This window comes from Streptomyces sp. NPDC048171 (assembly GCF_043202655.1).
GTDB lineage: Bacteria > Actinomycetota > Actinomycetes > Streptomycetales > Streptomycetaceae > Streptomyces.
Map to the genome: position 1 here is coordinate 452,261 of NZ_JBIDAU010000008.1, position 12,799 is coordinate 465,059.

Below are 12,799 nucleotides of genomic sequence, written 5' to 3' on the forward strand. Positions count from 1 at the left end.
TGTTCAACCCCCCAGGTTGAGAGTGAGTTTGGTGACGGCGAACGCCTCGGCGTAGCGCGCGTGGCATTCGATGCCGCGGATCCGGGCGAGACCGAGGAAGGCCTCCCGGTCGTACCAGGGCCGGTGCCGCTGCGAGGGGTAGTGCTCCTGGAGGAGCCGTACCTTCCGCTCCGCGGTCTCCGGCGACAGCGGCTGGTACGCCACCGGGCGCCCGAGATCGCCGTCCCACTTCGCGATCTCGTAGCGGAGCACCAGGTGGTCGCGGAACGCGGTGGTCATCAGCTCCGCCAGGCCGCGGTGGTCCTGGTGCGCGTCGTCGGTACGCGGCGCCAACACGAGATCCGGTTCGGTCCGCTCGCGCAGCTCCTCGACCGCGGCCTTGGCCTCCTCCCAGTGCGCGGGCATCCGGCCGTCCGGCAGCTTGAGCACGGTCAGCCGCAGATCGGCGCCCGGGCAGAAGGCGTCGAGCGCGGCCTGCTCCTCCTGCTCCCGCTCGCCGCCACCGCCGGACAGCACCAGCGCGTCGACGCGGACACCCGGCCGCGCGCGGCACAGCGTGAGCAGGGTGCCGCCGGCACCGATGGCGATGTCGTCGCAGTGCGCGCCCACCGCGACGATCCGGTCCAGGGGCCCGCCCCCGAGCCCGATCACGCGCCCGCTCCGACGCCGGCCCGCTCCCACACGGCCCACGGACGGTCGCCCTGGGCGTAAGCGGCGTCGAGGGCGGCCCGCTCCTTCACCGTGTCGGTGGGCTTCCAGAAACCTCGGTGCTGATGCGCCACCAGGCGTCCCCGCTTGGCCAGTTGGGCGCACCCGTCGGCGACCAGGTCGCCGTTCTCCGGTATGTGGTCGAAGACTTCCTGACGGAGCACGAAGTAGCCGCCGTTCTCCCACAGCGGGAGTTCCCCGACTGCGGTGATGCCGCCCACCAGACCGTCCTCGCCCAGCTCCACGCAGTGGAACGACGACTGCGGTGGGACCACCATCATCGACGCCCCGGCGTCGCGCGCGGCGAACCGGTCGATCATCTCCGGCAGCGGGGCGTCGGTGAGCACGTCGGCGTAGTTGGCGAGGAACATCTCGTCGCCGTCCAGGTGGTGGCGCACCCGGCGCAGGCGTTCCCCGATCGGCGACTCGATGCCGGTCTGCGCGAACGTGATCGTCCAGTCGGAAATGTCCGTGGACAGCAGCTCGGTGCGTCCGCCGCGCAGCACGAAGTCGTTGGACGTCGTCTCCTCGTAGTTGAGGAAGAAGTCCTTGATGTGGTGCGCGCCGTACCCGAGGCACAGGATGAACTCGGTGTGCCCGAAGTGCGCGTAGTACCGCATGACGTGCCAGATCAGCGGGCGCGGGCCGACCATCGCCATCGGCTTGGGCACGTCGTCGGAGGTGCCGCTGCGCATCCGCATGCCGTAACCGCCGCAGAACAGGACGACCTTCATCGCTTGACCTCGACAATGCTCAGTTCCGGAATGGGGAAGACCAGCCGGCCGCCCCAGTCGTGTACGAAGGACAACTGCTCGATCAGCTCGTCCCGCAGGTTCCAGGGGAGGACGAGGACGTAGTCCGGCCGGTCGGTGGCGATCTGCTCGGGCGGCAGGATCGGGATGCGGGTACCCGGAGTGAACCTGCCGTGCTTGTACGGGTTGCGGTCGACCGTGTACGGCAGCAGGTCGGGCCGGATGCCGCAGTGGTTGAGCAGGGTGTTGCCCTTGCCCGGCGCGCCATAGCCGACCACGGTCTCGCCGCGCTCGGCCGCGTCGACGAGGAAGCGCAGCAGGTCCCGGCGCACCTTGGCCACCCGGGCGGAGAACTCGGTGTACCCGGACAGCTCCTGCAGCCCGGCGGCCTTCTCCCGGGCCAGCACGTCGGCCACCCGCCGGGCCGGCTCGCCCGCCACCTCGGCCGGCCGCGCCCACAGCCGGATGGAACCGCCGTGCGTGGGCAGCAGCTCGACGTCCACGAGGGCGAGCCCGCCGCTCGCCAGCGCCCGGATCGCGGACGCGACCGTGTAGTACTGGAAGTGCTCGTGGTAGATCGTGTCGTACTGGTTCTCCTCGATCAGCGTCAGCAGGTGCTGCACCTCGATCGAGACCCAGCCGTCGTCGGCGACCAGGGCGCGCAGCCCCTGGGTGAACCCGACCACGTCAGGGATGTGCGCGTACACGTTGTTGGCCACGACCAGGTCCGCCGGGCCGTGCTCGGCGCGGACGGCGGTGCCGGTCTCCGGGTCCAGGAACGCCGTCAGCGTGGGCACACCCGCCTCCCGCGCCGCGGCGCCGACGTTCACCGAGGGCTCGATGCCCAGGCAGCGGATCCCGCGGTCCGTCACGTGCCTCAGCAGGTACCCGTCGTTGCTCGCGACCTCGACCACGAAGGCGGCGGGGCCGAGATCCAGCCGCGCCGCGGCGTCGGCGACGAAGGTGCGCGCGTGCTCCACCCAGGATGTCGAGTAGGAGGAGAAGTACGCGTACTGCGTGAACGTCTCCTCCGGCGTGATCAGCGGAGGTATCTGCGCGAGCCAGCAGTCGGTGCAGACCCGCAGGTGGAGCGGGTATGTCGGCTCCGGCTGGGCCAGTTGCCCCGCCGAGAGGAAGCTCTCGCACGGTGGTGTCGCCCCCAGGTCGACGACGCTCTCCGTCGCCTCGGAGCCGCAGAGTCGGCATCGTGTCATGTGCTGTTCCCATCCCCCCTGCCCGCGCGGGCGCGCCCGCCCCGGGCCAGTGCTGACCGATCCGCGATCGCGGTGCGGTACCCCTCCAGCAGGCGCTCCAGCCCGACGGCCGGGCTGAAGCCCTGCTCGTAACGGTGCCGGGCCGCCCGTCCCATCTCCCGGTTGCGGGACGCCCCGGCCGTGATCCGGCGCAGGCACGAGGCAAGCGAGGCGGGCTCGCCCGGCCGGTGCAGCAGCCCGCTCACCCCGTCCTCGACGAGTTCGACGAAGGCGCCGTGACCGGCGGCGACGGCCGGGACCCCCGCGGCCATCGCCTCCACGACCACCAGGCCGAACGCCTCCAGCCAGGTGGACGGCGCCACCACGGCGACCGACCGCGCGACGGCCTCCCGGCACTGGGCCGGGTCGTACAGCCCGACGTACCGCACGTCTTCCCGGCCCGCCGCCCAGGCGGCCACCTCCCGCTCCAGCGGCCCCGCGCCGGCGATCACGAGCGGTACGCCCACGCCACCACCGGCGGCGATCTCGTCCCACGCGGCCATCAGCAGCCGCACGCCCTTGGCCTCCGCGAGGCGGCCGAGGAAGAGCAGGTGCTCGCCGGGGCCCGTCCGCCGGGCGCCCGGGTCGGGCACGAAGTTGTGCTTCACCGACAGCCGTTCGGCCGGCATGCCCGCTTCCACCAGCACGTCGCGCTGGGCCGAGGAGATGCAGAAGAACCGCTCCACGCCGGACCACCAGCGCCGCCGGTTGACCGACATGCTGACCGCGAGCGGCACCGTCGCCAGCCGGGAGTTGCGGTAGCAGCCGTGCCGGACCGCGGGCAGCGGACCGGACCCGACACACTCGGTGCACGGCCGGCCGTCCCGCTGCAAGGTGCCGGGCGGGCACACCTGGGTGTAGTTGTGCAGTGTGGCGACGGCGGGCACACCCGCGTCGGCACAGGCGGCCAGTACCGCCGGCGACAGCAGCGGGAAGACGTTGTGGATGTGCACCACGTCCGGCCGTTCGGCACGGAGCCGCGCGGTGAGCTCCGCCCGCACCGCCGGATTCCACGGCACGAGGAGCGGCACCGCGACCTTGCCCGGCAGGGACCGGGCGGCGATCTCGTCGCTGCGCCGCTCGAACAGGTCGACCCGGTGCCCGGCTCCGCGAAGCAGCGCCACCTCCTGGTCGACGACCTTGTTCTCCCCGCTCGGCTGCGCCGAGGCGTAGCGGTTGTGCGCCACGAGGACGTGCATCTCAGGTCACCTCCGGTGTGCTGCGGGCCCATCGCGGGACGTGTCGGTCGGGGGCTCCCGGTGCCGGGAGGGGAGTGGCCGACGGGGCGGGGGCCGCCAGCAGCGACGCGGCCACGGCCAGATGCAGCAGATACGGCGAGGCGTCGCCCAGCCCCGCCTCGGTGTACGACGCGATCGCGCAGTAGCTGATCAGGAAGATCGCGCAGGCCCTCGACAGCGAGGGCGGCCGCAGCAGCGCGACGGCGCCCAGGACGACGACCATGCCCGCCACCAGTGCCACGCCGGTCACGCCCTGTTCGTGGTACACGGCCAGCCAGCTGTTGTCGATCGGCAGCCCGCCGAAGGACTTGTCGCCCAGGCCCGCGCCGAACAGGTACTCCGAAGTCGTCCGGGGAGCCGCCAGCAGGGCGTCCCAGACCTTGGCCCGCCCGGTGAGGCTGGTGAAGTTCTCCTCGCTCTGGCCGCGCAGGAACCACGCGTGCAGCGCGGAGCCGAACACCACCGCCGCCAGCGCGGCGCACCCCACCGCCCAGGTGAAGAACCGCCGGGCGGCGGCGCTGGTCAGGACGAGCGAGCCGATCGCCAGGGCCAGCCCGGCGAGCAGACCGAGCGTGGCGGTCCGGGTGTGGGTCAGCACGAGCAGGACGAGTGCGGGTACTACGACCAGTGCCGCACTGGTCCGGTCGGTGCGGTGACCGAGCAGGAGCAGCACGGTGAGGCCGATGACCACCGCGGCGTACTGCCCGATCTGCGGCGGGGTGAGCGGCCACAGGGCGCCGACCAGCCGCCCGCCGTACAGGTCGGGCAGGGCCGTGCCCGGTGAGACGACCGCGCCGGCGGCCACCGTCCCGAGGACCGCCACATACATCCGGATGTGGTGCCGGACGAACGTCGTGCCGCCGTCCCACCAGCGGCTGAGCAGCCACAGGGTGGCGAGGAAGAGCGCCAGCCGGGCGCAGCGGAACAACGCGCCGAACCCGGACTCCAGGCTCAGGCTGGAGATCACGCTCGGCACCAGCAGCAGGGTGAGCAGGAGGAGGAAGGAACTCGCCCGCACGCGCAGCCGGAGGTTGACCAGGAGCGCCAGCGCGAACGCGGCGACCAGCGCGCCCATGGTGACCATCTGGATGAGGGAGCGGGGGAGCGGCACGATGGTCTCCGCCCCGGTGGAACCCAGCGTGTTGAGGACCAGCAGCCCCCAGACCGTCGCCACGGCCTTGGGCGTGGTGTGCTCGGCGGCCATCTCAACCACCGTCCCGAGCGCGGAAGGTACTGCCCTCGTCCTGCCGGTACGGCATGCCCTGCCACTGTCCGGAGTCGAGGGTGCGGCTCGGGTCGTGGGCGACGAACGTCCACGCGCCGAGGTAGACGTTGTCGTACCAGCGGTTGTGCTGCTCGCCGGTGATCGCCTCCGCCACGCGCTCGCCCTGGTACGGCGACCAGTCGGGGTAAGTGCCGTAGTTGGCCAGTACCGCCATCCGGTCGCAGAGCGCCGTGCAGTCGACGACGGACTTGTCCAGCACGAAGCGGTTGTCGTGGATGGTCACCCGCTGGGTCTTCCACCGGCAGTCGGCGTACAGCGGTGCGGTGGCGATCGCCGGCTGTGCGCACCGGTCGGTGTCCTTCACCAGGAGTGTGCACTCACCGGAGGAGGTGTTGGCCGGGCTGTTGCAGAACCGGTCGGCGTTCTCCCACAGGGTGATCCCGGACCAGTTGTTCTCCAGCGTGTTGCCGTAGATCTCGATCCGGTCCGTGCGGGCCCGGATCCGCGGTTCGCCGCCGGACTCGGACACGTAGACGGTCGCGAGCGGGAAACTGTCGCCGCGGTCGGCGTAACGGCGGCCCTCGACCCAGTTGTTGCGCCGGATCGTGTTCTTGCGGACGACGGCGTTGTAGCTGGTCTCGTAGATCAGCGCGGCTCCGTCGTTGGCCTCCAGCACGTTGCCCTCGATGCGGAAGTCGTTGTTGTTGGTGTCCGCCCACAGTCCGGTTCCACGGTTGTCGTGCACCCAGTTGCCGCGGACGTCGGCGCCGTCGACGGCCCAGAACTTGACTCCTCCGGTGCAGCCGCAGCCCGGCCGCCGCCGCTCCCAGTCGTCCCTGTTGTTGCCCGTGATCTCGTTGCCCTCGACCACCAGGCCGGTGATGCCGCCGCCGCCCTTGTACGCGTTCATGCCGTACTGGCCGTTGTCGCGCAGACAGCTGGCGCGGACCCGCTGGCGGGCACCGGCCATCAGCCCGGCACCGGAGTTCTGCTGGATCGTCGCATGCTCGACCACCCAGCCGTCGGCGGAGTCGTGGTTGACCACGCCCTCGTCGTGCGGCGCGACGAACCCCTGCACGGTCAGGTGGCGGATGGTCACGTCGCGGGCGGTGCCGCCGAACGCGTACTGGTTGGTCTTCCGGCCGTCGAGCACCGCGCCCGGGGCTCCGAGATACCGGTTCCCCTCCTTGGGGACGACCTGCGCGTAACGGTCCGGCTGGAGCCGGTGGGTGCCCGGACGCAGCCAGAACGTGGTGTTCGGGGGGCTCTTCCTGGTCTTCGCGGCCAGATCGCCGGCAACCTTGGGGTCCACCGTCACCGCGCCCGCCGGCGCCGTCGCGGGGCCGGCGGCCGGCTTGGCGCACACGCGCGCGACCGGCGCGGTCGGCGCGGCGGTCGGCTTCGGCCGCGCGCCCTGCGTGCTGTCGCAGCCGGTCGCCGCCAGCAGGGTCAGCGCCAGCAGTGCGGCAGGCAACGCCCAGCGCCGCCACTTGATCCCCACGCGGCCCCCTAGCCGTGGAACCTGAGTACGGTGGTGAACCCCTCGGCCCCGTCGGAGAAGCCGGTGCCGACGAGCGTCGTGGCGGGTTCCTTGCGCCCGAAACCGGCGGAGTACCAGCCCAGCGGCGGATCGGTCTCGCCGCGGTGCGCGCGCCAGCTCAGCTCCCCGGGCAGGTCGAGCACGGCGGAGCGCTCCGCGCCGTCCCGGTGCCAGGTGAGGGCGGCCCGGCTCCCCGTCAGGTCCGCGGCGATCGCCGGACCGAGGTGGAAGGCCAGCCGCACGGACCGGCGCGGGCCGCGCACCTCGTCGACCACCTTCAGCTCCCGGCTCGCGGCCGCCAGCTCCACCCGGCGGCGGTGCACGGAGCGCCGGTATCCGTCGTGCTCGGCGCACCAGCGGGCCGTCCCCCCGTCCAGGGCCCCGGACGGTTCCGCGACCAGCACCCGGCTGCGGGCGTGCCGGGTCCACAGGAACGGGCCGCCGGACACGGACTGGTCGGCGTCGTCCAGTTGCAGGGTGTTGTGCCCGAGCGTCGACCGGAAGTAGCGGCGCCACACGGGTTGCCCGTGGTAGCAGAACGTCCCGGGGTCGGCGAGCACGTCGACGCCGTCCTGCCGCACCTCCACGGACAGCGCATCCGCGTGCGCGTGCGCGGCGATGGACAGGAAGCCGTGCGGACCGCCGTCGCAGCGGCACCAGATCCCGTCCGGTCCGCGCAGGACGGTGAGCCCCGCGTCGGCGAAGTGGGCCGGGCGCCTCGCCGGACGGGTAACCGGGGGCACGGCTCCGGCCTTCGGGTACGGCCGGATGAGCGCGGCCAGCAGCGGGGTGCGGACGTCGGTTCCGGTCACCTCCGGCCACCAGGCGCGCCGTCCGAACACCGCATCCCCGGTGGCCAGCAGCGAGCCCCAGCGGTCGGTGCCCGCCCCGTCCACGACCAGACCGTGGCCGTCGTCGGCGTCCCCTTGGCGCGGCGGCCGCAACCGGTCGTCGACGATCGCCGCGAGCGCGTCGGTCATCCGCAGCAGCACCAGCCGGAGCGTCGGCGGCACCGGCACGTCGGCGAGGTCCGCCTCCGCCAGCGCGGCCAGGCCGAGCTCCAGCACGAGCCCGTGGTACTCGGTGGCCAGCTCGCGGTTGAGTCCGGACAGGAAGGTGTTGCCCCGCAGGTGCCGCTCCAGGGACCGCAGCGCGTCGGCCCGCAGCCGCGCCGAGGAGGGGAACCACCCGAAGGCGCAGGACGCCGCGAACTGCCCGGCGGCCTCGGCGATCACGTGGTTGTTGGCCGACGACCCCCGGCTGGGGAAAGCGGGCAGCCAGCGCTGGTGGTGCCAGATCTGGTTCAGCGCCACCGGGTTGTCCTCGAACAACTCCGCCGCGCCCGGCCAGCCGTCGAGCAGCCGGCGGACCCACACCCACGACAGCAGCCGGATCCCCAGCTCGATCCCGCTGGTCCAGTGCACCCCGTGCAGCGGCGCGTTCGCCGCCCACCACGACCGCAGATGGTCGGCCACGCGCTCCGCGTACCGCTCGTCGCCGGTGATCGCGTAGGCGGCGGCGAGCACGGTGAGGTACTGGTGCCGGGACAGCTCCCAGATCTGCTTGATGTCACCGACCACCTCCTCGTCCCGGTACGGCACCCCGAAGGCGTAGCCCCAGGGAGCCCGGCGCCCGGTCTTCGGGTCGTACCACCAGTCCGGGTCGGCCAGGTCGTCGCGGACCACGCCGAAGTACTCGACGTGCCCGGCCATCAGCCGGTCGGCCTCGGCGACGAGCCGTTTCGCGGCGTCCGGGGGCACCGCGGCGACCGTCCCCGCGGGCAGGACCGCGGTGAACCGGGCGCCGGTCACGGTCGGGGAGTGCGGCGGCGCCGACCGCCAGCGCCGCCTGCGCACGGCGTCTCCCGCCCGGCCGCCGACCTCCCGCGGCCCCATCCGGGACAGCCGCCGCAGGTACCAGCCCGGGCTCCCCGAGTTCACGGTCATCGCGCCGCCGCCAACGTGACCGGCGCGCCGCCGGCCAGACTGGCCTGCACGGCGAGAGTGGCCGCGGTGGTCGCCACCAGCGACTCCAGCGGCACCGGCATCGGCCGGCCGGTCCGCACGGCCCCGATGAACGCGGCCAGTTCGGCGTTCTGGCCCTTGTCCCGCGCCTTCGGCAACCGGGAACTCACCCACCGCTTCCGGCCGCCGTCGTAGACGGAGGCACGGACGAAGTCGTCGAGCCGCAGCGCCCGGCCGTCGGCGACCAGGTCCAGCGTCTCCTTGGGGAACCCGGACGGGCCGGTGGTGAGGTAGCTGATGGTGGCGGTCGAGCCGCCCGGGTAGCCCAGCACCACCTGGAGGTCCTCGTTGCCGGGCGTCGCCGTCGCGTACACCGACACCGGGTCGGCTTCGAGCAGCCGGCTCGCCGTGTCGATGAAGTGCCCGCCCTCACCGGCGAACCGCGAACCCTGGGTGCCCTGCTGGAGGTACCAGCTGCCGTGCTCCAGCCGGCCCGCGTTGACCAGGTAGCGCAGGCTGGCCGGCCCCGTCCGCGCGCCGAACCGCTCCCGCGCCTCCAGGAGCAGCGGCGCGAACCGGCGGTTGAAGCCCACCTGCAGCCGGTCGTTGCCCGACTCCTCCACCGCCGCGAGCACCCCGGCCAGTTCGTCCTCGGTCAGCGCCAGCGGCTTCTCCACGAACACCGCCTTGCCGGCCAGCAGCGCCCTGCGGGTCAGCTCGGCGTGCGAGCTGTGCCGGGTGACCACGAACACCGCGTCGACGGACGGGTCGTCGAGCACCGCGTCGAGTTCCGTGGTCGCCTCGGCGAAGCCGAACTTGCGCTGCGCGTTGGCCGCGGACAGCGCTGTCGTGGTGACGACCGTGGACAACTCGATGCCCTCGCGCCGCGCCAGGTGCGGCAGCAGCATCGACGTCGCGTAGTTCCCGGCGCCGACGAACGCCAGCCGCACCGGCGTCTTGCCGGGCCGGCCCGGCGCGGGGGCCCCGCCACCGCGGCGCACCGCGGGCACCGTCAGCTCCGGCGCCACCGCCTCCTCCGTGTGTCCGGGGTACCGGAACAGGACGGCCACGGCCTTGAGACCGCCGTCCTTCAGGCTCCGGTACGTCTCGACGGCGTCGTCGAAGTCGGCCGTGTGGGAGACCAGGGGCTCCACGTCGACGCGACCGCGGGCGACGAGATCGAGGAAGCACGCCAGGTTGCGACGCTCGGTCCAGCGCACATAGCCGATCGGGTAGTCGCGCCCCTCCAGTTCGTACTCCGGGTCGTAGCGGCCGGGGCCGTACGAGCGGGAGAACCGGACGTCGAGCTCTTTCTCGTAGTACGCGTTCCAGGGCAGGTCCAGGCTGCACTTGCCGATGTCGACGACCCGGCCGCGGTCCCGGCTCAGCCGGGCGGCCAGCTCCACGGGCTCGTTGCTGCCGCCGCCCGCGGCCAGGTACACCTGGTCCACACCGTGGCCGCCGGTGAGTTCGGCGACGGCGTTCTCCACGGCCGGTGAGGAGGGGGCGCCGCAGGCCGCCGCGCCCAGCCGCTCGGCCAGTTCGCAGCGCACCGGGTCGGGGTCGGCCCCGATCACGCGCACCCCCGAAGCGGCCAGCAACTGCACCACCAGCTGACCGATCAGCCCGAGGCCGACGACCAGCGCCACCTCGCCGAGCTGGGGCTCCCCGCGGCGCACGCCCTGCAACGCGATGGACCCGACGGTGCCGAACGCGGCGTGCCGCGGCGCGAGGCCGTCCGGCACGCGGGTGTAGAGGTTCTTCGGGACCCAGTTCACCTCGGCGTGCAGCGCGTGCTCGTTGCCCGCGCACGCCACCACGTCACCCACGGACACGTCGTCGATCCCGGCGCCGACCTGCTCGACCACCCCGCACAGCGAGTAGCCGAGCGGCGTGTAGGAGTCCAGCTTGCCCATCACCTTGCGGTAGGTGGCGGGCACTCCGTTGGTGGCCACGCTCTGCACCACCTTGGCGACCTGGTCCGGCCGGGAGCGGGCCTTGCCGACCATCGACATGCCCGCCTCGGACACCTTCATCAGCTCGGTCCCGGTGGAGATCAGCGAGTAGGCGCTCCGCACCAGCACACCGCCCGGCTTGCACCCCGGCACCGGGACGTCGAGCAGCGTCAGCTCGCCGCTCTTGTAGTTCTGCACTACCTGTTTCACCGAAGTCCTCTTGTCTCTACGCCGTCGAGGGAGAGTTCTGGCCGGCCCCGGAAAGCGCGCCGCGATACCAGTACTCGAGGGTCAGCACGTGCCACAGATGCTTGGAGTAGTCCCGGTGCCCGGCGGCGTCCTCGGCGATCAGCCGGGCCAGCGCGTCGCGGCGCAGCAACCCGGCCCGGACCAGCTCGCCGTCGTGTACCACCTCGCGGACCAGCGGTGCCAGATCCCGGCTCATCCAGGCCCGCAGCGGAGCGCTGAACAGACCCTTGGGCCGGTACACGATCTCCCGGGGCAGGACCGAGACGGCTGCCTTCTTGAGGACCGCCTTGCCCTGACGTCCGGCGATCTTGCGGTCTCCGGGCACGGCGAAGGCCGCCTTGACCACCTCGACGTCCACGTACGGCACACGCACCTCGGTCGACGCGGCCATGCTCGACCGGTCCGTGTAGGCGAGGTTCAGGCCCGGCAGGAACATCCGGGCGTCACCCAGGCACATCCGGTTGACGAAGTCGTCGAGGTCGTTGTCCCGGTACACGTCGGCGTGCTCGGTCAGCACGTCCTCCACCGTCCCGGCCAGGTCGGGATCGACCAGGGCGAGCAGCTCGTCCCGGTCGTACATGGTGTAGCTGCGCCGGAACGCGGTCTCCTCGGGCAGTTCGGCGAAGGAGAGGAACCGCTTCGCGAAGCGCACCGACCGGTACCCGCGACGGGCCGTGGCCACCGGCAGCCGGTCCACGGCCGCGGACACGCCGCGCCGCAGGGGACGCGGGACACGCTGGTAGCGCAGCGCGAGCAGGTTGGCCAGGTGCTTGCGGTACCCGGCGAACAGCTCGTCGGCGCCCATCCCCGAGAGCATCACCTTGACCCCGGCCTCCCGGGCGGCCTCGCAGATCAGGAACGTGTTGATCGCCGCGGGGTCGCCGATCGGCTCGTCCAGGTGGTACGTCATCCGCGGCAGCAGGTCGAGCACGTCGGGGGCGATCTCGATCTCGTGCAGGTCGACGCCGAACCGCTCGGCCACCCGCCGGGCGTGACGCAGGTCGTCGGGCATCGCCTCGAACCTGGCGTCCTCGGCGCGGAACCCGATCGTGTACGCGGAGATCCCGGGCCGGTCGCGGGCGGCCAGCGCGGTCAGGTAGCTGGAGTCCAGCCCGCCGGAGAGGAACGTTGCCACCGGCACGTCGGAGAGCAGGTGCCGCCGGGTCGACTCCTCGACGACGGCCGCGACATCCGGCCGTTCGCCGCTCAGCGCCCGCTCCCGGCCCTCGGCCGCGACGTCCTTCAGGTTCCAGTACCGGCCGCGCTCCACTCGGCCGTCGGGCCGGCACCGCAGCCAGCTCCCCGGCGGCAGCTTCTCCGCGCCGCGCAACGCACAGCGCGAGTCCGGCACCCAGTAGTACAGCAGCGAGGCGACCAGCGCCCCGTGGTCCACCTCCAGCGACCCGCCGGTCACGGCGGCGAGCGCCTTCAGCTCGGAGGCGAACACCAGGCCCTCGCCGCGCCGGAGCAGGAACAGCGGCTTGACGCCGAGCTGGTCGCGGGCGAGGAACAGGTCACCGGTCCGCTCGTCGAAGATCCCGAACGCGAACATGCCGCGCAGCCTGGGCAGGCAGTCGGTGCCCCAGCGCCGCCACGCCTCCAGCAGCACCTCGGTGTCGGACGTACCGCGAAAGCGCACCCCGGCGGCCGCCAGCTCGGCACGCAGCTCCGGCGCGTTGTACAGCTCGCCGTTGTACGTCAGGACGAGGCCCCCCGAGACCATCGGCTGGGCGCCCGTCTCGGTCAGGTCGATGATCGCCAGCCGGCGGTGCCCGAGGTGTACTTCGCCCTCGCCGACGGGGTGGCTGTAGCGGCCCGCCCCGTCCGGGCCGCGGTGGGCGAGGACGTCGGTCAGCCGGTCGGCCACGGCCTTCCCGTCCGGCCACCGGTAGGTGCCTGCGATGCCACACATGTC

At 72.7% G+C, this 12,799-nt stretch carries 9 protein-coding genes; all 9 read right to left on the minus strand.

The features are described from left to right. Positions 1-3: 3 nt before the first annotated feature. From ACGF3J_RS24600 to asnB, 9 genes are read right to left on the minus strand one after another with little or no spacing between them, the layout of a single operon-like run. Positions 4-651, minus strand: coding sequence for a PIG-L family deacetylase (locus tag ACGF3J_RS24600; protein WP_161326451.1), 648 nt, complete (start codon positions 649-651; stop codon positions 4-6). Next, complete coding sequence (locus ACGF3J_RS24605; RefSeq protein ID WP_125490282.1) at positions 648-1,442, minus strand: sugar phosphate nucleotidyltransferase; 795 nt, start codon at positions 1,440-1,442, stop codon at positions 648-650. Before ACGF3J_RS24605 ends, ACGF3J_RS24600 begins: the two co-directional genes overlap by 4 nt. Beyond that, positions 1,439-2,674, minus strand: a complete 1,236-nt coding sequence (locus tag ACGF3J_RS24610) for a class I SAM-dependent methyltransferase (protein WP_393854803.1) — start codon at positions 2,672-2,674, stop codon at positions 1,439-1,441. The genes ACGF3J_RS24605 and ACGF3J_RS24610 overlap by 4 nt, the downstream gene beginning before the upstream one ends. Further along, the gene (locus ACGF3J_RS24615; RefSeq protein ID WP_393854804.1) at positions 2,671-3,912 is read right to left on the minus strand and encodes a glycosyltransferase; all 1,242 of its coding nucleotides are present in this window, start codon (positions 3,910-3,912) and stop codon (positions 2,671-2,673) included. Before ACGF3J_RS24615 ends, ACGF3J_RS24610 begins: the two co-directional genes overlap by 4 nt. Before the next feature lies 1 nt (position 3,913). Further along, positions 3,914-5,155, minus strand: a complete 1,242-nt coding sequence (locus ACGF3J_RS24620) for an O-antigen ligase domain-containing protein (RefSeq protein WP_393854805.1) — start codon at positions 5,153-5,155, stop codon at positions 3,914-3,916. 1 nt (position 5,156) lies between these two features. Further along, entirely contained in the window at positions 5,157-6,677 is a 1,521-nt protein-coding gene (locus ACGF3J_RS24625; RefSeq protein ID WP_393854806.1) for a right-handed parallel beta-helix repeat-containing protein, read from the minus strand. 8 nt (positions 6,678-6,685) lie between these two features. Then, complete coding sequence (locus ACGF3J_RS24630) at positions 6,686-8,662, minus strand: alginate lyase family protein (protein WP_393854807.1); 1,977 nt, start codon at positions 8,660-8,662, stop codon at positions 6,686-6,688. Beyond that, positions 8,659-10,845, minus strand: a complete 2,187-nt coding sequence (locus ACGF3J_RS24635) for a bi-domain-containing oxidoreductase (protein WP_393854808.1) — start codon at positions 10,843-10,845, stop codon at positions 8,659-8,661. The genes ACGF3J_RS24630 and ACGF3J_RS24635 overlap by 4 nt, the downstream gene beginning before the upstream one ends. Positions 10,846-10,861: 16 nt before the next feature. Beyond that, the gene (gene asnB / locus ACGF3J_RS24640; RefSeq protein ID WP_393854809.1) at positions 10,862-12,796 is read right to left on the minus strand and encodes an asparagine synthase (glutamine-hydrolyzing); all 1,935 of its coding nucleotides are present in this window, start codon (positions 12,794-12,796) and stop codon (positions 10,862-10,864) included. Positions 12,797-12,799: the final 3 nt, after the last annotated feature.

Bases quoted from the DNA above. Each gene is read 5' to 3' on its own strand.
- ACGF3J_RS24605 (WP_125490282.1), bottom strand. From the start codon at position 1,442: ATGAAGGTCGTCCTGTTCTGCGGCGGTTACGGCATGCGGATGCGCAGC.
- ACGF3J_RS24610 (WP_393854803.1), bottom strand. From the start codon at position 2,674: ATGACACGATGCCGACTCTGCGGCTCCGAGGCGACGGAGAGCGTCGTC.
- ACGF3J_RS24615 (WP_393854804.1), bottom strand. From the start codon at position 3,912: ATGCACGTCCTCGTGGCGCACAACCGCTACGCCTCGGCGCAGCCGAGC.
- ACGF3J_RS24620 (WP_393854805.1), bottom strand. From the start codon at position 5,155: ATGGCCGCCGAGCACACCACGCCCAAGGCCGTGGCGACGGTCTGGGGG.
- ACGF3J_RS24630 (WP_393854807.1), bottom strand. From the start codon at position 8,662: ATGACCGTGAACTCGGGGAGCCCGGGCTGGTACCTGCGGCGGCTGTCC.
- asnB (WP_393854809.1), bottom strand. From the start codon at position 12,796: ATGTGTGGCATCGCAGGCACCTACCGGTGGCCGGACGGGAAGGCCGTG.